A 19,147-nucleotide genomic window follows, 5' to 3' on the forward strand; every position below is an offset into this window, starting at 1 on the left:
CATGAGTGCCACTCTTGCCGGCTGGCTCCAGGCGATCGCCCTGGTCGGTGCGCTGGCTCTCTGCTACCGGCCGCTGGGCGACTACATCGCGCGGCTGCTGACGTCCGCGAAACATCTCAGAGCCGAGAAGGCCCTGTACCGACTGGTCGGCGTCGATGGCGACGCCGACCAGCGCTGGCCGGTGTACTTGCGGTCGGTGCTGGCGTTCTCGACGCTGTCGGTGCTGTTCCTGTACGGGCTGATCCGGCTGCAGACGCACCTGCTGCTGAGCCTGGGCGTGCCCGAGATGGAGGCGCACCAGGCCTGGAACACCGCGATCTCGTTCACCACCAACACCAACTGGCAGTCGTACAGCGGCGAGTCCGCGATGGGCCACCTGGTGCAGATGACGGGCCTGGCGGTGCAGAACTTCGTCTCCGCGGCCGTCGGCATCGCCGTGGTCGCGGCGCTGATCCGCGGTTTCACCCGCAACCGCACCGACCGGGTCGGCAACTTCTGGGTGGACCTGACCCGGATCTCGCTGCGCCTGCTGCTGCCGATCGCGATCGTGTTCGCGCTGGTGCTGGCCGCGAACGGCGTGGTGCAGAACTTCCACGGTTTCCACGAGGTCGGCACGCTGACTGGCGGTCAGCAGGCGATCCCGGGCGGGCCGGTGGCCTCGCAGGAGGTCATCAAGCTGCTCGGCACCAACGGCGGTGGCTTCTACAACGCCAACTCGGCGCACCCGTTCGAGAACCCGAGCGGCTTCACCAACCTGGTGGAGGTGTTCCTGCTGCTGGTGATCGCGTTCTCGCTGCCGCGCACCTTCGGCCGGATGGTCGGCGACCACCGGCAGGGCTACGCGATCGTCGCGGTGATGGGCCTGTTCTGGGTGGCCTCGGCGTCGCTGATGACCTTCTTCGAGCACCAGCACGCCGGCAGCGCCCTGCAGGCGGCCGGCGCCGCGATGGAGGGCAAGGAACAGCGGTTCGGCATCGCCGCCTCCGGCCTGTTCGCGGCGTCCACCACGCTCACCTCGACGGGTGCGGTGAACTCCTTCCACGACTCGTACTCGCCGTTCGGCGGCGGTCTGACGATCTTCAACATGATGCTCGGTGAGATCGCGCCCGGCGGTACCGGCTCCGGCCTGTACGGCATGCTGATCCTGGCGATCGTCGCGGTGTTCGTGGCCGGTCTGATGGTCGGCCGCACCCCCGAGTACCTGGGCAAGAAGCTCGGCGGCCGGGAGATGAAGTTCGCCTCGCTGTACATCCTCACCACCCCGGCGATCGTGCTGATCGGCGCCGGCACCGCGATCGCCCTGCCCGGCGAGCGCGCCGGGATGCTCAACTCCGGGGCGCACGGCTTCTCCGAGGTGCTGTACGCGTTCACCTCGGCCGCGAACAACAACGGCTCGGCGTTCGCCGGCATCACCGTGAACACCACCTGGTACGACACGGCGCTGGGCCTGGCGATGGTGTTCGGACGGTTCCTGCCGATGGTGTTCGTGCTGGCACTGGCCGGCTCGCTGGCCAAGCAGCAGCCCGTCCCGGCGAGCGCGGGCACCCTGCCCACCCACAAGCCGCTGTTCGTCGGACTGCTCTCCGGTGTGGTGCTGATCGTCGTCGGCCTCACCTACTTCCCGGCCCTGGCCCTCGGGCCGATCGCAGAAGGTCTCCACTGATGTCCACCACCCTTGAACCGGCGGCCCCCGAACAGGCGCCGCACAGAGTCTCCGCGGGCCTGCTCGATCCGAAGCTGCTGCTCGCCTCGCTGCCCGACGCGGTGAAGAAGCTCGACCCCCGGGTGATGGTGAAGAACCCGGTGATGTTCGTGGTCGAGGTCGGCTCGGTGGTCACCACCGTCGCCGCGATCGCCGACCCGTCGGTGTTCGCCTGGGCGATCACCGTCTGGCTCTGGCTGACCACGGTGTTCGCCAACCTGGCCGAGGCGGTCGCCGAGGGCCGCGGCAAGGCACAGGCCGACACGCTGCGCCGTGCCAAGTCCGACACCATGGCCCGACGTCTCGTCAACTGGCCTGCGGAGCAGACCGAGGAGGAGGTGCCGGGCACCGCGCTGCGGCTCGGCGACCACGTGGTGGTCGAGGCCGGGCAGGTCATCCCGGGCGACGGCGACGTGGTCGAGGGCATCGCCAGCGTCGACGAGTCGGCGATCACCGGCGAGTCCGCGCCGGTGATCCGCGAGTCCGGCGGCGACCGCTCGGCCGTCACCGGCGGCACCAAGGTGCTGTCCGACCGGATCGTGGTGAAGATCAGCTCCGAACCGGGCAAGACCTTCATCGACCGGATGATCGCCCTGGTGGAGGGCGCGGCCCGGCAGAAGACGCCGAACGAGATCGCGCTGAACATCCTGCTGGCCTCGCTGACCATCGTGTTCCTGATCGCGGTGGTCACCCTGCAGCCGATGGCGACGTACGCGGGCGCCCCGCAGCCCACCGTGGTGCTGGTCGCGCTGATCGTGGCGCTGATCCCGACCACCATCGGGGCGCTGCTCTCGGCGATCGGCATCGCCGGCATGGACCGGCTGGTGCAGCGCAACGTGCTGGCGATGTCGGGCCGGGCCGTGGAGGCCGCCGGCGACGTCAACACCCTGCTGCTCGACAAGACGGGCACCATCACGCTCGGCAACCGGCAGGCCGCCGAGTTCCAGCCCGCCGAGGGCGTGAGCGTCGAGGAACTCGCGGACGCCGCGCAGCTGTCCTCGCTGGCCGACGAGACCCCCGAGGGCCGCTCGATCGTGGTGCTCGCCAAGACCGGGTACGGCCTGCGGGCCCGCGCCCAGGGCGAGTTGGCGCATGCCGAATGGGTGCCGTTCACCGCACAGACCCGGATGTCGGGCGTCAACCTTCCCGAGGGGGACGGCCGCGAGGTCCGCAAGGGCGCGGCCGCCTCGGTCGCCAACTGGGTGACGGGCAACGGCGGTTCGGTCGGCCCCGAGGTCGCGCAGCTGGTCGACGGGATCTCCGCCGCCGGTGGCACCCCGCTGGTGGTCGCCGACCGCGAGGGCGAACGGCCGCCCCGGGTGCTCGGCGTGATCCATCTCAAGGACGTGGTCAAGGAGGGCATGCGCGAGCGCTTCGCGGAGCTGCGCCGGATGGGCATCAAGACCGTGATGATCACCGGCGACAACCCGCTGACCGCCCGGGCGATCGCCCAGGAGGCAGGCGTCGACGACTTCCTCGCCGAGGCCACCCCCGAGGACAAGATGGCCCTGATCCGCAAGGAGCAGGAGGGCGGCAAGCTGGTCGCGATGACCGGCGACGGCACCAACGACGCCCCGGCGCTCGCCCAGGCCGACGTCGGCGTGGCGATGAACACCGGCACCATGGCGGCCAAGGAGGCCGGCAACATGGTGGATCTGGACTCCAACCCGACCAAGCTGATCGAGATCGTCGAGATCGGCAAGCAACTGCTCATCACCCGCGGCGCGTTGACGACCTTCTCGATCGCCAACGACGTGGCCAAGTACTTCGCGATCATCCCCGCGATGTTCGCCGGCGTGTACCCCGGCCTGCGGCACCTGAACATCATGGGCCTGCACAGCCCGACCTCCGCGATCACCTCGGCGATCATCTTCAACGCCCTGGTCATCATCGGCCTGATTCCGCTCGCCCTGCGCGGCGTCAAGTACCGTCCGTCCGACGCCAGTTCGCTGCTGTCCCGGAACATCGGGGTCTACGGCATAGGGGGCCTGGTGGTGCCGTTCGTCGGCATCAAGGCCATCGACCTGATCGTCCAGTTCGTCCCCGGCCTGAGCTGACAGAGAGGAGAACGAGACATGCCCACCTTCCTGCGCACCCACCTCACCGCGCTGCGGATGCTGCTGGTGATGACCGTGATCCTCGGCATCGCCTACCCGCTGCTGATCACCGGCATCAGCCAACTCGCGTTCCCCGCCAAGGCCAACGGCTCGGTGGTGAAGAACGACGGCAAGGAGATCGGCTCCAGCCTGCTCGGCCAGAGCTTCGACCTGCCCAAACAGAACCCCGACGACCCGAACGAGCAGGCGCAGCCCGACCCGAAGTGGTTCCAGCCCCGCCCGTCCGCCGTCGGCTACGACCCGAAGTCCTCCGGCGCGTCCAACCTCGGCCCGAACAGCGACGACCTGCTGAAGGCCGTCGAGGAGCGCCGCGCCGCCGTCGCCGCGTTCGACGGCGTCGACCCGGCGAGCGTCCCCCCGGACGCGCTGACCGCCTCCGGCTCCGGACTCGACCCGCAGATCTCCGTCGCGTACGCCAAGGAACAGGTCCAGCGCGTCGCCCGGGCCCGCGGCGTCAGCCCCGAGCAACTCGACCGGCTGATCGGCGAGTTCACCGACGGCCGTTCGCTCGGCTTCCTCGGCCAGGGCGGCGTCAACGTGGTGCTGCTCAACCGTGCGGTCGCCGACCTGAAGTGACGATGCGTCCCTTACCGAAGCAGGCCGACCCGGGCGCTCCCCCGCCCGGGTCGGCCGGCCGCGTACCCGCCCCTACCGACCCGACCGTGAGACGAGCAGCCATGCCAGTTGACCCAGGACAGGCCTTCGGAGCGCGGATGCCCGCCCACCGGCGGGGCCGGCTACGGGTCTACCTGGGCGCGGCCCCCGGCGTCGGCAAGACCTACCGGATGCTCGACGAGGCGCACCGCCGCCAGGAGCGCGGCACCGACGTGGTCGTCGGCTTCCTGGAGACCCACAACCGGCCCCGCACCGCCCGGCTGCTCGACGGACTGGAACAACTCCCGCGCACCACAAGGCGCTACCGCGACGCCGAATTCGCCGAACTCGACCTGGACGCGCTGCTGGCCCGACGGCCCGAACTCGCCCTGGTCGACGAACTCGCCCACACCAACATCCCCGGCGGACGGCACGCCAAGCGCTGGCAGGACGTCGAAGAACTCCTCGCCGCCGGCATCGACGTCGTCACCACCGTCAACATCCAGCACCTCGAATCGCTCAACGACGTGGTGCAGAAGATCACCGGCGTACCGCAGCGCGAAACCGTCCCCGACGAAGTGGTGCGCCGCGCCGACCAGATCGAACTCGTCGACATGGCCCCGCAGGCACTGCGCCGCCGCCTCGCCCACGGCAACGTCTACCAGGCCGAGAAGGTCGACGCCGCGCTCGCCAACTACTTCCGGGTCGGCAACCTCACCGCACTGCGCGAACTCGCCCTGCTCTGGCTGGCCGGCCGGGTCGACGAAGGACTGCGCGACTACCGGGCCGTGCACAACATCGACCGGGTCTGGGAGACCCGCGAACGCGTCGTCGTCGCCCTCACCGGCGGACCCGAAGGCCCCACCCTGATCCGCCGCGCCGCCCGGATCTGCGACCGCACCGCCGGCGGCGAACTCCTCGCCGTGCACGTCACCCGCAGCGACGGCCTGGCCGGCGCCTCACCCGGCCGGCTCGCCGAACAGCGCAGCCTGGTCGAATCCCTCGGCGGCAGCTACCACCTGGTCGTCGGCGACGACATCCCCGAAACACTGCTGACCTTCGCCCGCGCCCGCGACGCCACCCAACTCGTCCTCGGCACCAGCCGGCGCGGCCGCACCAGCCGCTTCCTCACCGGACCCGGCATCGGCGAAACCACCGTCGACCGGTCCGAGGACATCGACGTCCACATGGTCACCCACGCGTTCACCGGCCGCGGCCGGCTCCCCTCGCTCGGCCGCCGGCACTCCCGCCGCCGCACCCTCGCCGGATACGCCGCCGGACTCGCCGTCCCCTGGGTGCTGACCGCCGTACTCTCCCAGGGCCACCACGCGCTGAACCTCACCACCGACGCGCTGATCTTCCAACTCGGCGTCGTCGCCGTCGCGTTGCTCGGCGGAGCGACCTCCGCCCTGCTCGCCTCGGTGGTCGCCTCACTGCTGCTGAACTACTACTTCATCCCGCCCGTGCACACCTTCACCATCGGCGAGGCCAACAACTTCATCGCCCTCGCCGTCTTCGCCGCCGTCGCCCTCTGCGTGTCCACCGTCGTCGACCACTCCACCCGGCAGACCGCCCGCGCCGCCCGCGCCACCGCCGAAGCCGAAACCCTCTCCACCCTGGCCGGCTCCGTCCTGCGCGGCGCCGACGCCGTCCCCGCCCTGCTCGAACGCACCCGCACCTCCTTCGGCCTCGACACCGCCGCCCTGCTTGACCCCGCCACCGGCGACGTCCTCGCCCGCACCGACAGCCCCGCGGCCGCCGACGAGCACCCCGAAACCACCGAACTGCCCGTCGGCGCCGACGCGTTGCTCGTCCTCACCGGACGCCGACTGTCCGACACCGACCACCGGGTACTCGCCGCGTTCGCCGCCCACCTCGCCGCCGCCCTCGAACGCGACCGCCTCGCCACCGTCGCCGCCGAGGTCGAACCCATCCGCGCCGCCGACCGGATGCGCACCGCCCTGCTCGCCGCCGTCAGCCACGACCTGCGCACCCCGCTCGCCACCGCCCTCGCCTCCGTCGGCTCCCTGCGCAGCCCCGACGTCGAATTCTCCGCCGACGACCGGAACGAACTGCTCGCCCTCGCCGACGAATCCCTCGTCGAACTCACCCGGCTCGTCGACAACCTGCTCGACCTCAGCCGCCTCCAGGCCGGCGCCCTCACCCTGCACCTGCAACCCACCCACCTCGACGAGATCCTGCCCCGCGCCCTCGACTCACTGCCCGACCCCGACGCGCCCGTCCAACCCCTCGACCTCGACACCGCCCCGCCCGTCCTCGCCGACCCGCCACTGCTCGAACGCGTCCTCGCCAACGTCATCACCAACGCGCTCCGGCACAACGCACCCGGCGCACCCGTCCTGGTCACCGCCTCCGCCCACGCCGACCGCGTCGAGATCCGCATCGTCGACCGCGGACCCGGCATCCCGCCCGAGGACCGCGACCGCGTCTTCCTGCCGTTCCAACGCCTCGGCGACACCGACAACACCACCGGCCTCGGCCTCGGCCTCGCCCTCTCCCGCGGCCTCGCCGAAGCCATGGGCGGCAGCCTCGACGTCGAGGACACCCCCGGCGGCGGCGCCACCCTGCTGCTCACCCTGCCCGCCGCCACCACCGAACAGGAAGCCTCATGACCCGCGTCCTGGCCGTCGACGACGAACCCCGCCTGCTGCGCACCCTGCGCCTCAACCTGGTCGCCCGCCAGTACGCGGCCCTCACCGCCGGCACCGCCCGACAGGCCCTCGAGCTCGCCGAGCAGACCCCGCCCGACGCCGTCCTGCTCGACCTCGGCCTGCCCGACCAGGACGGCATGGACGTCCTGCGCGCCCTGCGCCGCCACAGCTCCGCACCCGTCATCGTGCTCTCCGGACGCACCGACCCCGCCGACCGCATCCACGCCCTCGACGGCGGCGCCGACGACTACCTCACCAAACCCTTCGTCATGGACGAACTCTTCGCCCGGCTCCGCGCCGTCCTGCGCCGCCCCGCACCCGCCACCGCCCCGCCACTCGCCCGGATCGGCGACCACGCCGTCGACCCCGCCGCCGCCCGTGCCACCGGACCCGACGGCCCCGTACGCCTCACCCCCATCGAATGGAAACTGCTCTCCGTGCTGCTCGCCGCCCCCGGCCGGCTCGTCGGCCGCCAACAACTCCTCACCGCCGTCTGGGGACCGGGCCACGAAGAACACAGCAACTACCTGCGGGTCCACTTCGCGGCCCTGCGCCGCAAACTCGAACGCGACCCGCACCGCCCCCGCCACCTGATCACCGAACCCGGCCTCGGCTACCGCTACCTCCCCTGACGGGCCACCAGCCGCCGGCCCACGCCCGCCACCACACTGCCCGCGACCGTCCCCAGCAGCGCGCCCGCCACCACGTCCCCCGGGTAGTGCACGCCCGTGTGCACCCGCGAGTAGCCCACCGACGCCGCGAGTAGGCCCAACGGGGCCGCCGCCCAAGGCAGTTGGGAGGCCACTCCGGTGGCGAACGCGAACGCCGACGCGGTGTGCCCGGACGGGAACGACCCCGACTCCGGCATCGGCACCTGCCGCGCCTGCGGCACCTTCCCCGCCACCCGGTCCGGCCGGGCCCGCCGCGCCAGCGACTTGCCCGCCACGTTCGCCGCCGCCGACGCCACCGCCACCGACCCCAGCCCCACCAGCGCCGCCCGGCGCGACGCCCCCGGCACCAGCGCCAGGCCGCACGCCACCGCCACCGACAGCTTCGAGTGGTTCGCCGCCGTCGACAGCCGCCGCAGGCCCTCGTCCAGCGTCGGCGTCGGCGTCGCCGCGATCGCCACGTACACCGCCAGGTCCACCGCCGACACGTCCGCCATCACCCGGCGCCCGGCCGGCACCCACCGCTCCACCGCCCTCACCGCGCACCCTCGTTCGCCTCGACGCGGCCCGCCGCCAGCCGCGACAGCAGCCCCCACGACAGCGGCGGCGCCGGCCGCACCGCACCCGGACGGCGCCGCGGCACCCGCACCCGCAGCGCCCCCGGCCGGATCACGCATCGCACCGGGACGTCCAGCTCCAACGCCTCGCCGTCCACCGCCACCGGAATCCTCGCCGCCTCCGCCGTCACCAGCACCTCACGCCCCACCAGGGTCCGCACCGCCTCCGCATTCGTACCCCGCAACGCCAGCTCCGCCGCCTGCGCCGCGCCGTCCACCCTCACCCCCAGCACCCCCAACCGGCCCAGATCCAGCCGCGAACGCCGCCCCGGATCCAGCAGGTCCCCCGCGTCGTACGGGTTGTTGCTGACCAGCACCGCCTGCGGCCGCTCCAGCACCTCCCCGCCCACCTCGGCCCGCAGCTCCGTGCCCGCGTACCCCACCAGCAGGTCCGGCAGCATCGCCAGCACCGTCGACGCCTTCGCGTCCCGGTACTCCGGATTCCGCACGACCTCCGCGTAGGTGCCGAACGACACGTTGTTCACGAACGCCCGGCCCGCCACCTCGCCCAGGTCCACCCGCAGCTCCACACCGTCCGTCAACGCGTCCAGGCCGCTCGCCGGATCGTCCCGGTCCAGGCCCAGATCCAGCGCGAAGTGGTTGCGGGTGCCCGCCGCCACCACCAGGAACGGCAACCCGTGCCGGGCCGCGACCTGTGCCACCAGCGCCTGCGTGCCGTCCCCGCCGGCCACACCCAGCAGATCCGCGCCGTCCGCCACCGCCCGCTCCGCGAGCAGCGCCACGTCCTGCTCCGGCCCGGCCGAGGGGTCGAGCAGCACCACCTCGGCCCCCAACTCCCGGGCCCGGTCGGCCAAGTGGAACTCCCGCACCTTCCCGCCGCCGGACTCCGGATTCATGATCAGCACCGGCCTGCGCGGCCCCGGCGCCTCCCGCTCCCGCACCTCGCGCGGCCCCCGCGCCGAGCGCAGCGCCGACCGTCCCAGCGACAGGCCCGCCGACCACAGCGCCACCGCGCCCAGCACCCACGGCCACGTCTCCGCCCCGACGACCAGCGCCACCGCACCCACCGGCGCCGCCACCGCCAACAGCGCCCCGAGCCAACGCGCCGGCCCGCGCCGCGACAACGCCCACCACACCCCCACCGCGATCAGCGCCAACGCCGCCACCCCGACCCCCACCACCAGCGCCCCGCGCAGCCCCGCCCCCGCCGCCAGCACCCCGACCGCCGCCGTCCCGCACCCGATCGCGGCCCGCGCCAGCCACTTCGCCCGCACCACCTCACCCATCCACCGACGGTAACGCCCCGTCAACCATCGGACCCGGAAAGACAATCGGGCTGTGGCAGAATCCGCCGGGTGACCATCCGGGTACTGCTCGCCGACGACCAGGAGATGGTGCGACGCGGACTGCGCCGCATCCTCGAAACCCAACCGGACATCCAGGTGGTCGGCGAGGCCGCCGACGGCATCGCCACCGTCGAAGCCGCCCGCGCGCTGCGCCCGGACGTCGCCCTCGTCGACGTCCGGATGCCCCGGATGGACGGCCTCGAAGTCGTCCGCCAACTCTGCGGGCCCACCGCCGACCCACAGGTCAAAGTGGTCGTGGTGACGACGTTCGACCTCGACGAGTACGTGTACCCGGCGCTGCGCGGCGGCGCCTCCGGCTTCCTGCTCAAACGCTCCGGGCCGGCCCTGCTGATCGAAGCCGTCCGCGCCGCCACAGCCGGCGACAGCCTGATCAGCCCGTCCGTCACCGTCCGCCTGCTCCAGCACGTCACCGGCCGCCGCCCCGAGGCCGCTCCGCTCGCCGAACCCCTCACCACCCGCGAACAGGAGATCACCCGCGAAGTCGCCGCCGGACGCACCAACGCCGACATCGCCGCCGCGCTGTTCATCTCGGCGGGCACCGTGAAGACCCACGTCGCACACATCCAGCGCAAACTCGGCGTCCGCAACCGGGTCGGCATCGCCATGCGCGCCTTCGAACTCGGCTACCTCACCGACCTGCCCGCATGACCGTCCGCCGCGCCCTCACCGCCGTCGCGGCCGTGCTGCTGCTCGTGCCGGCCGTGCTCGGGCCCCCGGCCGGCTGGATCCCCGGCGGCACCGCCGTCCTGGTCCTCGCCCTCGCCGCGCTGCACCGACCGCTCGGCCCGCGCTCACCCGTCCTCGCACCCGTCGCCGCCGCCCTGCTCTCACTCGCCGTCGACGCCGGCTACTTCGGCGACCACGGGCTGGAACTGCTCTGGATGCCCGCCGAGTTCGCCGCCCTGCTGGCCCTGGTGGTACGCGCCGTACGACGCCTGCCGGCCCGCCCCGCCTGGGCCGCCGGCGCGCTCACCACCGCCGCCGCCCTGGCCCTGCCGCTGCGCTTCGCGCTGCGCCAACCCGTGCCGCTGGACGCCTCCGTGGCCGGCCTGGTGATCGCCGTCGCCCCCGTCGCCACCGCCCTCGGCGCCGCCCTCTACCTGCGCGGCCAGGACGACCGCCGGGCCCGCGCCGTCCGCGACGCCCGCCACGAACAGCGCCTCGCCGTCGCCCGCGACCTGCACGACTACGTCGCCCACGAGCTCACCGGCATCCTGCTCGAAGTGCAGGCCGCCCAGGTCAGCGGCTACGACCCGGACGAGAACGCCCGGCTGCTGACCCGGCTGGAAGCCGCCGGACAGCGCGCCCTCGCCTCCATGGACCACACCCTCGACACCCTGCGCGCCCCCGACGACGCCGCCCCGCGCCGCCACGCCCTCACCGAACTCCCCGCCCTGCTCGACCACTTCCCCGACCGGCCCGCGCTGCACCACCCCGCCGATCTGCCCGCGCTGCCGCCCGCCGTCGAGGACGCCGCCTACCGGGTCGCGCTGGAAGCGCTCACCAACATCCGCCGCCACGCGCCCGCCGCCGACCGGATCACCGTCGCCGTCGCCCACCACCCCGGCACCGGCCTCACCGTCACCGTCACTGACACCGGCCCCGCCCACCCCCACGCCCGCCCCGGCGGCGGCACCGGCCTGACCGCCCTGCGCACCCGGATCGCCGACCTCGGCGGCGAACTGACCGCCGGCCCGCACGGCACCGGCTGGCGGGTGGCGGCGACGCTGCCGACCGCCTGACGCCGCCGACCGACTGACGCCGCTGACCGCCTGACGCACCCGCGCCCGGACATGCCGACGGCGCGTGGCCGCCCCTTTGCGTCGGGGTGGCCACGCGCCGTACTGGCTCTCGGGCTCTACTCCTCGACGGGGGTGCCGTCGGCGGCGATCCGGGCGAAGCCGAGGTACTTGTGCAGCGCCTTCGGCAGCAGCACCGAACCGTCGGCCTGCTGGTGCTGCTCCAGCACCGCCGCGATGGTGCGGCCCAGCGGCAGACCCGAACCGTTCACCGTCGCGGCCGGGGTCGGCTTGCCGTTCTCGTCGCGGGTACGGATACCGGCCCGGCGGCCCTGGAAGGTGCCGAAGTCCGACACCGAGGAGATCTCCCGGTAGGTGTCCTGGCTGGGCAGCCACACCTCCAGGTCGTACGTCAGCTGCGAGGAGAAGCCGGTGTCGCCGGCCGCCAACGTGACCACGCGGTAAGCGAGTTCCAGCTCCTGCAGGCACGCCTCGGCGTGCGACACCATCAGCAGCATCTGCTCCCGCGCCTGCTCGGCGGCGCAGATCCGCACCATCTCCACCTTCGAGAACTGGTGCAGCCGGATCAGCCCGCGGGTGTCGCGGCCGTACGAACCGGCCTCCGAACGGAAACACGGGGTGTGCGCGGTGAGCGCCAGCGGCAGCTCGACCGGGGCGACGATCTCGTCCGCGTACAGGTTGGTCAGCGGCACCTCGGCGGTCGGGATCAGGAACAGGTCCCGGTCCGCGACGCCCGTCCGGAACAGGTCCTCCTCGAACTTCGGCAGCTGGCCGGTGCCCGTCATGGAGCGCCGGTTCACCAGGTACGGCACCGCGTGCTCCACGTAGCCGTGCCGGCGGGTGTGCAGGTCCAGCAGCAGCGCGACGATCGCCCGCTCCAGCGCCGCACCGGTGCCGCGCAGCACGCTGAACCGCGAACCCGACAGCTTGGTGGCCCGGCCGAAGTCCATGATGCCCATGGTCTCGCCCAGGTCGACGTGGTCCTTGGGCGCGAAGCCGAACGCCTGCGGCTCCCCGACCCGGCGCACCTCGAGGGCGTCCTCGTCCGAGAACCCGTCCGGCGCCTCGTCGGCCGGCAGGTTCGGGATGGTCAGCAGCAGATCGGTCAACTCCTGCTGAACCGTCTCCAGTTCGGCCTCGTTCTGCTGGATCTGCTCCTTCAGCGCGCGGGCGCTCTCCTTCAGCTCCGAGACGTCCCCGCCCTGCTTCGCCGTCCGCTGCACCTCCTGCGCGACCTGCTTCGACCTGGCCCGCAGCTCGTCACCGGCCTGAATGCCCGCGTTGCGCCGGGACTGCAGGGCCTCCAGTGCGGACAGGTCGAGCCGGTAGCCGCGACGTGCGAGCCGCCGGACGGCTTCGTCCCCCAGGTCGATCAGGGCGCGGGCATCATGCATCGGAGTCTGCTCCTCGGGACAGCCAGGTGAAGTGTCCCGACCGTAGCAGGGGGGCGGATCGGGGTGCACGGGCTTTGGGGGGCGGGTGGGGGGCGGGTGGGGGGTCGGTGGGGGTGGTCAGAAGTGATCGGGTTCGGTCAGGTTCGGTCACGCTTGCGAGTTGCTCTACGCGGAGATAATCTCTGCGTAGAGCAACTCGGAAACACGACCGACTCTGCAGGGGGACCTCACCATGTGGCAGCACGAGCACACCGCCGACACCACCGCCGCGCCGCACGCCGTCTGGGCGGTGCTCAGCGACCTGAACGCCTGGCCGAACTGGGACACCTCGATGGAGTCGGTGACGCTCGACGGCCCGTTCGCCGTCGGCAGCAAGGTCGCCATGACGCCGACCGGCCAGGAGCCGATCGTCTCGGTGATCACCCGGATCGAGGAGAACCACGTCTACGCCGACGAGACCGAGTTCGGCGGGACCACGCTGAGCTTCTCGCACACCCTCACCGCCCTGCCCGACGGCGGCACCCGCGTCCTGCACCGCCTCGAGATCACCGGCCCCGACGCCGACGGGCTCGGCCCCGAGCTCGGCCCGATGATCACCGAGGACTTCCCCGAGGCGATGGCCGGCCTGCTGGCCCAGGCGGAGCGAGTGGCCCGATGAAGATTCACCCCGAAGACGCAGCGATCGTCGAGCAGGACCTGTTGGCCGACGGCCCGGTGCACAGCCCGGGCTTCTGGCTGTGGCACGCCACCATGCGCTGGCAGCGCGAAGTCGCCGCCGCGCTCGCCCCCTACGACCTGACGCACCCCCAGTTCGTCCTGCTCTCCTGCGCCTGGTGGCTCAACGAGCAGGGCAAGACCCCCAACCAGCAGGAGCTCTCCCAGCAGGCCGGTACCGACGTCCGCACCACCTCGCAGGTGGTGCGGAAGCTGGAGGCCAAGGGCCTGCTGACCCGCACCACCGACCCGGACGACACCCGGTCCCTGCGCCTGCGCATCACCTCGCAGGGCGTCGGCCTGGCCCGCGCCGCGATCCCCGACGTCGAGGCCGCCGACCGTTCGTTCTTCGCCCCCGCCGCCTTCCCCGGACCGGGCCGCCCGGCCATGGACGGAGTCGCCCTCAGCCGGCTGCTCCGCCACCTGGTCGACGCGCCCTGAGGCAGTTGGCGGTCCCGACCGGAGCCCGCACGGTCAGCCCTTGGCGACGAACTCCGCGAGCACCGGCGCCAGCACCTCCGGCGCCACCTCGTGGGTCTGACCCTCCAGGGTGCGGTACGCGGACCCGGCGGCCGCATTGGCGGTCGCCCGGGCCGCGTCCCGCAGCAGGTCGGGGCTGAGGCCGCCGTCCAGGACCAGCACCGGCACGGTCAGCGCGGCCAGCAGCTCGGTGGGTACGGCGGCGTCCGCCGCGCCGTCCAGCACCTCGGCGTCGTTGACCAGTGTCGGCGCGACCGACTCGAACAGCGGCCAGACGGGCGAGTTACGCAGCCCGTCGAGCATCGGCTCGGGGGTGCCGACGAAGGTCATGAAGCGGGCGATCGCCGCGCCGCGGTCACCGGCGGCGACGTCCTGTGCCACGCCCGCCCGGTAGTCCGCGAACCGGGCCCGCTGCTCGTCGCTGGTGCTGAACGGCGGCTCGTACACGGCGACCCGCTCGACGCCGATGCCCGCGCCGGCCGCCCGAAGCGCCAGCGCACCGCCGGAGGACAGTCCGAGCACGGTCGCGCTGCCGCCCGCCGCCGCGACGACCGCCGCCAGGTCCTCGATCTCCCGCTCGACGACGTCCGCGCCGCTCGCCCCGTCCGCGCCGTCCGCGCCGCTCTCCCCGCGCCCGCGCCGTTCGTAGCTGAACACCCGGTGCCCGTCGGCGAGTTGTCCGGCGATCCCGGCGGACGGGCCGAAGCCGCGGTGGCACATCGCACCGTCCACGATCACCACGGCGGGGCCCTCGCCCGCGGCCTGGTAGGCGATCCGGGTGCCGTCGGCGGAGGTCACGTACTCGGTCATCTTCAACTCCTGCGGGGTGGGGGGTGGGTGTGGTGGGGGTCCGGGGGAGGTCAGGGCCGGCCGGCGGTAGCGAGCGTGTGGGCGACCAGCGCGTTGGCGTGGCCGTGGCCGATGCCGTGCTCGGTCTTCAGCCAGGTGACCAGCTCCATGTGCTTGGTCAGCGGCGAGCTGCTGATCAGCTCCTGCCAGTCGGCGATCGGACGCCCGTACTTCTGCTCGATGGAGGGGAAGTAGCTGGCCGGTCCCTTGACGCTCATCCCGGGTTCCTCCGCGTTCCGCGCTGCCGCTGGGGCCGCCGCTGTCGTCTGCTGTCGTTGCCGTCACAGGTATGGACGGGCGGCCCGGGCGGAACTCATCGCTCCCCGTGAATCTTTTTTCGCGACTTTCTCGTGGCGTCCCGCGAACACCGAACGCGTCCCCCTCCGGCGGCCTACGGTCGGGTCATGGCATGGATCGACGACAGCACGATCGAGCGCGCCGCCGACTACCTGTGGACCGCGGGCCGGGTCCTGGAACAGCGGCGCTTCACCCACCTGTTCGACGCCCCGGACCAAGCGGGCGTCCTCGCCGCCCTGGACGCCTACCGCACCCCGGACGGCGGCTGGGCGTACGGCCTGGAACCCGACGTCCGCGGCCCGGCCGCCCAACCGCTGGCCGCCGGTGCCGCCGCCCGCATCCTCGGCGAGGCCGGCGCGCTGACCGGCCCGCGCGGCCGCGAACTCTGCGACTGGGCCGCTACCTTGACCACCCCGGACGGCGGCGTGCCCGCCGTGCTGCCCACCCTGCGCCGCTACCCGCACCCGCCGTTCCTGCCGATCGCCGACGACCCGCCTGCCGAACTGCTCTCCACCGGCCAGATCGCCGCCCCGCTGCTGCGCCACGGCGTCCAGCACCCGTGGCTGACGGCCGCCGAGGCGTTCTGCCGCCGCGCCGTCGAGGCGATCGAGCACACCCACCCGTACGAGGTGTTCACCGCCGTCGGCATCCTGGACACCTCGCCCGACCGTGCCTGGGCGGCCGAACAGGCCGCCCGCCTCGGCGAGTTGGTGCGCAAGCAGCAGCTGGTGCTGCTGGACCCGGCGCACCCGGAGGAGGTCCGGATCGCCCCTGGGTACGCGCCCCGCGAGTACCACCTGCCGCACGACTTCGCGCCCCGCCCGGACAGTCTGGCCCGCGCCTGGTTCTCCGACGCCGAGCTGGAGCGCGGACTCGTGCATCTGGTGTCCGCCCAACTCCCGGACGGCGGCTGGCCGATCAACTGGGCCCGCTGGTCCGAGTCCACCGAGCACGAGGCCCGCCCGGGCGTCACCCTCGCCGCCCTGCTCACCCTGCGCGCGTACTCCTCCTGAACCCGGCCGCTCAGCCGACGGCGCGCTTCACCAACTCGGCGATGCGCGCCGACTCGCCCTCGCCCAGGTCGGCGACCGCGTAGGACGTCGGCCACAGGTCGCCGTCGTCCAGGCGTGCCTGGTCGCTGAAGCCGATGGTCGCGTACCGGGACTTGAACTTGGCGGCGCTCTGGAAGAAGCACACCGGCTTGCCGTCCTTGTTGTTGTACGCGGGCATCCCGTACCAGGTCTTCGGCGCCAGCTCCGGCGCGACCGAGGTGACGATCGCGTGGAAACGCTCCGCCAGCAGCCGGTCCTCCGGCGGCATCTCGGCGATCTTCTCCAGCAGGTCCCGCTCCGCCTCAGCGGCCTTGGCAGCGGCCGAGGCCCGCTTGGACTCCGCCTTCAGCTCCTTGGCGCGCTCCTTCATCGCCGCGCGCTCGTCCGCCGTGAAACCCTCGTGCTTCTCCGCCATGACCCGCTCTCCCGTTCCGTTCCCTGGTGACGTTATTCATCGTAGGAACGGGGCCACCGCCGCGGCTTCTCGGAAACTGATCGGTCGACCGACGGCCAACCGACGGCCAACCGACCGGCCAACCGACCGGCCAACCGGCCGGTCCCGGAAACGCCGGAGTCCGGCCCGGGAGACTCCCGGACCGGACTCCTTCCACCTGAGGCTCAGCGGGCCTTGAAGGTCCGCAGCCGCAGGCTGTTGCCGACCACGAAGACCGAGGAGAAGGCCATCGCGGCGCCCGCGATCATCGGGTTGAGCAGGCCGGTCGCCGCCAGCGGCAGGGCGGCCACGTTGTAGGCGAAGGCCCAGAACAGGTTGCCCTTGATGGTGGCGAGGGTCCGCCGCGACAGCCGGATCGCGTCCGCCGCGCAGCGGAGGTCGCCGCGGACCAGGGTCAGATCGGCGGCCTCGATGGCGGCGTCGGTGCCGGTGCCGATGGCCAGGCCCAGGTCGGCCTGGGCGAGGGCGGCCGCGTCGTTGACGCCGTCGCCGACCATCGCGACCGTCCGGCCCTTGGCCTGCAGCCGCTGCACGGTGGCGACCTTGTCCTCCGGCAGCACCTCGGCGATCACGTCCTCGGCGGGGATGCCCACCTCGGCCGCCACCGACTCCGCCACCAGCCTGTTGTCACCGGTCAGCAGCACCGGACGCAGGCCCAGCGCCCGCAGTTCGGCGATCGCCTCGGCACTGGTCGGCTTCACCGCGTCCGCCACCTCCAGCACGGCCCGCGCCGCGCCGTCCCAGCCGACCGCGATCGCGGTCCGGCCGGCCCGCTCGGCCTCGGCCTTGGCCGTCACCAGCTCCGCCGGCAGGTGCTGCGCCCAGTCGGCCAGCAGTGCCTCACGTCCGGCGACCACCGCGTGGCCGTCGACCACGCCCTGCACACCCAGGCCGGGGACGTTCTCGAAGCTCTCGACCGCCTCCAGCTCGCCGAACTTCTCCTGCGCGGCGGTGGCCACGGCCTGGGCGATCGGGTGCTCGGAGGCGTGCTCCAGCGCGCCGGCCAGCCGCAGCGCCTCGTCCTCGGTGGTGCCCTCGACGGTGTGCACGCCGACCAGGGTCATCTTGCCGGTGGTCACGGTGCCGGTCTTGTCCAGCACGATGGTGTCGACCTTGCGGGTGTTCTCCAGGACCTCGGGGCCCTTGATCAGGATGCCCAGCTGGGCACCGCGACCGGTGCCGACCAGTAGCGCGGTCGGGGTGGCCAGGCCCAGGGCGCAGGGGCAGGCGATGATCAGGACGGCGACGGCGGCGGTGAAGGCGGCGGTCCAGCCCTCGCCGGTGCCCAGCCAGTAGCCCAGGGTGGCGAGCGCCAGGGTGATCACGACCGGCACGAACACGCCGGAGATCCGGTCCGCCAGGCGCTGCGCGGCGGCCTTGCCGTTCTGCGCGTCCTCGACCAGCTTCGCCATCCGGGCCAGCTGGGTGTCCGCGCCGACCCGGGTGGCCTCGATCACCAGCCGGCCGCCCGCGTTGACGGTCGCGCCCGTCACCGCGTCGCCGGGGCCGACCTCGACCGGCACCGATTCGCCGGTCAGCATCGAGGCGTCCACGGCGGAGCTGCCCTCGACCACGGTGCCGTCGGTGGCGATCTTCTCGCCGGGACGGACCACGAACCGGTCCCCGACGGCCAGCTGCCCGATCGGGACCCGCACCTCGCGGCCGTCCCGCAGCACCGTCACGTCCTTCGCGCCCAGTTCCAGCAGCGCCTTCAGTGCCGCGCCCGCCGTCCGCTTCGACCGGGCCTCGAAGTACCGGCCGGCCAGGATGAACGCGGTGACGCCGGCCGCCGCCTCCAGGTAGATGTTCGAAGCGCCGTCGGAGCGGGCGATGGTGAACTCGAAGCCGTGCCGCATGCCCGGCATGCCCGCGTCGCCGAAGAACAGCGCCCACAGCGACCACAGGAACGCGGCGCCGGTGCCCAGCGAGACCAGGGTGTCCATGGTGGCGGCGCCGTGCTTGGCGTTGGTCCAGGCGGCGCGGTGGAACGGCCACGCCGCGTACGTCACGACCGGTGCGGCCAGCGTCAGCGACAGCCACTGCCAGTTGTCGAACTGGAGCGCCGGCACCATCGCCATCGCGATCACCGGCACGGCCAGGGTCAGCGAGGTGATCAGCCGCTGCCGCAGCGGGGCCAGCTCGTCGGCCGCGTCGGCGGCCTGCTCGCCCTTGTCCTCGGCCGGGGGCTCCGGCAGTGCGGCCGTGTAGCCGGTGGCTTCCACGGTGGCGATCAGGGCGGAGACCTCCACGGGCCCGTCGATGACCACCTTGGCCTTCTCGGTGGCGTAGTTGACCGTGGCCTGGACGCCGTCCATGCGGTTGAGCTTCTTCTCGATCCGCGCGGCGCAAGAGGCACAGGTCATGCCGCCGATGCGGAGTTCCACCTCGGTGGAGGCGGGTGCTGCCTGGGTGGTCATCAGGGGCTCCTCGTGGGTTTCGAACATCCCGG

The 19,147-nt window shown here is 72.8% G+C and carries 17 protein-coding genes; 10 read left to right on the top strand and 7 right to left on the bottom strand.

Annotation, left to right across the window (positions count from 1 at the left end):
• The first annotated feature begins 1 nt into the window (after position 1).
• From kdpA to ACGFWJ_RS15200, 5 genes are all read left to right on the top strand, one after another.
• Positions 2-1,663 carry a potassium-transporting ATPase subunit KdpA gene (gene kdpA, locus ACGFWJ_RS15180; RefSeq protein ID WP_392949318.1) on the top strand — a complete coding sequence of 554 codons (1,662 nt, stop codon included), beginning with the start codon at positions 2-4 and terminating at the stop codon, positions 1,661-1,663.
• On the top strand, positions 1,663-3,759 hold the full coding sequence (kdpB, locus tag ACGFWJ_RS15185; RefSeq protein WP_392949320.1) for a potassium-transporting ATPase subunit KdpB: 2,097 nt from the start codon (positions 1,663-1,665) through the stop codon (positions 3,757-3,759). Before kdpA ends, kdpB begins: the two co-directional genes overlap by 1 nt.
• A gap of 18 nt (positions 3,760-3,777) precedes the next feature.
• Positions 3,778-4,395 (top strand): K(+)-transporting ATPase subunit C, encoded by a 618-nt coding sequence (gene kdpC / locus ACGFWJ_RS15190; RefSeq protein ID WP_392949322.1) that lies wholly within the window; start codon positions 3,778-3,780, stop codon positions 4,393-4,395.
• A gap of 137 nt (positions 4,396-4,532) precedes the next feature.
• Complete coding sequence (locus tag ACGFWJ_RS15195) at positions 4,533-7,046, top strand: ATP-binding protein (RefSeq protein WP_392949324.1); 2,514 nt, start codon at positions 4,533-4,535, stop codon at positions 7,044-7,046.
• On the top strand, positions 7,043-7,717 hold the full coding sequence (locus ACGFWJ_RS15200) for a response regulator (protein WP_387860766.1): 675 nt from the start codon (positions 7,043-7,045) through the stop codon (positions 7,715-7,717). Before ACGFWJ_RS15195 ends, ACGFWJ_RS15200 begins: the two co-directional genes overlap by 4 nt.
• Here ACGFWJ_RS15200 and ACGFWJ_RS15205 read toward each other — a convergent pair.
• Both ACGFWJ_RS15205 and ACGFWJ_RS15210 read right to left on the bottom strand, forming a co-directional pair.
• Positions 7,705-8,250, bottom strand: a complete 546-nt coding sequence (locus ACGFWJ_RS15205; RefSeq protein WP_392949459.1) for a phosphatase PAP2 family protein — start codon at positions 8,248-8,250, stop codon at positions 7,705-7,707. The two genes, ACGFWJ_RS15200 and ACGFWJ_RS15205, sit on opposite strands and share 13 nt — an antisense overlap.
• 38 nt (positions 8,251-8,288) lie before the next feature.
• Positions 8,289-9,617 (bottom strand): diacylglycerol/lipid kinase family protein, encoded by a 1,329-nt coding sequence (locus ACGFWJ_RS15210; RefSeq protein ID WP_392949326.1) that lies wholly within the window; start codon positions 9,615-9,617, stop codon positions 8,289-8,291.
• Positions 9,618-9,686: 69 nt separating this feature from the next.
• On the opposite strand from ACGFWJ_RS15210, the gene ACGFWJ_RS15215 reads away from it, so the two are divergent.
• Positions 9,687-10,346, top strand: coding sequence for a response regulator (locus ACGFWJ_RS15215; RefSeq protein ID WP_387639131.1), 660 nt, complete (start codon positions 9,687-9,689; stop codon positions 10,344-10,346).
• Positions 10,343-11,440 carry a sensor histidine kinase gene (locus tag ACGFWJ_RS15220; protein WP_392949329.1) on the top strand — a complete coding sequence of 366 codons (1,098 nt, stop codon included), beginning with the start codon at positions 10,343-10,345 and terminating at the stop codon, positions 11,438-11,440. Before ACGFWJ_RS15215 ends, ACGFWJ_RS15220 begins: the two co-directional genes overlap by 4 nt.
• A 116-nt stretch (positions 11,441-11,556) precedes the next feature.
• On the opposite strand, the gene serS is transcribed toward ACGFWJ_RS15220, so the two are convergent.
• Positions 11,557-12,852, bottom strand: a complete 1,296-nt coding sequence (serS, locus tag ACGFWJ_RS15225; protein WP_392949332.1) for a serine--tRNA ligase — start codon at positions 12,850-12,852, stop codon at positions 11,557-11,559.
• 232 nt (positions 12,853-13,084) lie between these two features.
• On the opposite strand from serS, the gene ACGFWJ_RS15230 reads away from it, so the two are divergent.
• On the top strand, positions 13,085-13,510 hold the full coding sequence (locus ACGFWJ_RS15230; protein ID WP_387639124.1) for an SRPBCC family protein: 426 nt from the start codon (positions 13,085-13,087) through the stop codon (positions 13,508-13,510).
• Positions 13,507-14,007, top strand: a complete 501-nt coding sequence (locus tag ACGFWJ_RS15235) for a MarR family winged helix-turn-helix transcriptional regulator (protein ID WP_387639121.1) — start codon at positions 13,507-13,509, stop codon at positions 14,005-14,007. The genes ACGFWJ_RS15230 and ACGFWJ_RS15235 overlap by 4 nt, the downstream gene beginning before the upstream one ends.
• 33 nt (positions 14,008-14,040) lie before the next feature.
• Here the strand turns inward: ACGFWJ_RS15235 and ACGFWJ_RS15240 are convergent, their stop codons facing one another.
• Complete coding sequence (locus ACGFWJ_RS15240; RefSeq protein ID WP_392949336.1) at positions 14,041-14,856, bottom strand: alpha/beta fold hydrolase; 816 nt, start codon at positions 14,854-14,856, stop codon at positions 14,041-14,043.
• 50 nt (positions 14,857-14,906) lie between these two features.
• A complete protein-coding gene (locus ACGFWJ_RS15245; RefSeq protein ID WP_387639115.1) occupies positions 14,907-15,113 on the bottom strand; it encodes a DUF4287 domain-containing protein in 207 nt (68 codons plus the stop codon).
• A 186-nt stretch (positions 15,114-15,299) separates the two neighbouring features.
• On the opposite strand from ACGFWJ_RS15245, the gene ACGFWJ_RS15250 reads away from it, so the two are divergent.
• Positions 15,300-16,205, top strand: a complete 906-nt coding sequence (locus ACGFWJ_RS15250; protein ID WP_392949339.1) for a hypothetical protein — start codon at positions 15,300-15,302, stop codon at positions 16,203-16,205.
• A gap of 10 nt (positions 16,206-16,215) precedes the next feature.
• Here ACGFWJ_RS15250 and ACGFWJ_RS15255 read toward each other — a convergent pair whose 3' ends face one another.
• Positions 16,216-16,659, bottom strand: coding sequence for an iron chaperone (locus ACGFWJ_RS15255; protein ID WP_392949342.1), 444 nt, complete (start codon positions 16,657-16,659; stop codon positions 16,216-16,218).
• A gap of 203 nt (positions 16,660-16,862) precedes the next feature.
• Positions 16,863-19,115, bottom strand: a complete 2,253-nt coding sequence (locus ACGFWJ_RS15260; protein ID WP_392949344.1) for a heavy metal translocating P-type ATPase — start codon at positions 19,113-19,115, stop codon at positions 16,863-16,865.
• Positions 19,116-19,147 lie beyond the last annotated feature (32 nt).

It is taken from the genome of Kitasatospora sp. NPDC048407, from assembly GCF_043200475.1.
GTDB lineage: Bacteria > Actinomycetota > Actinomycetes > Streptomycetales > Streptomycetaceae > Kitasatospora.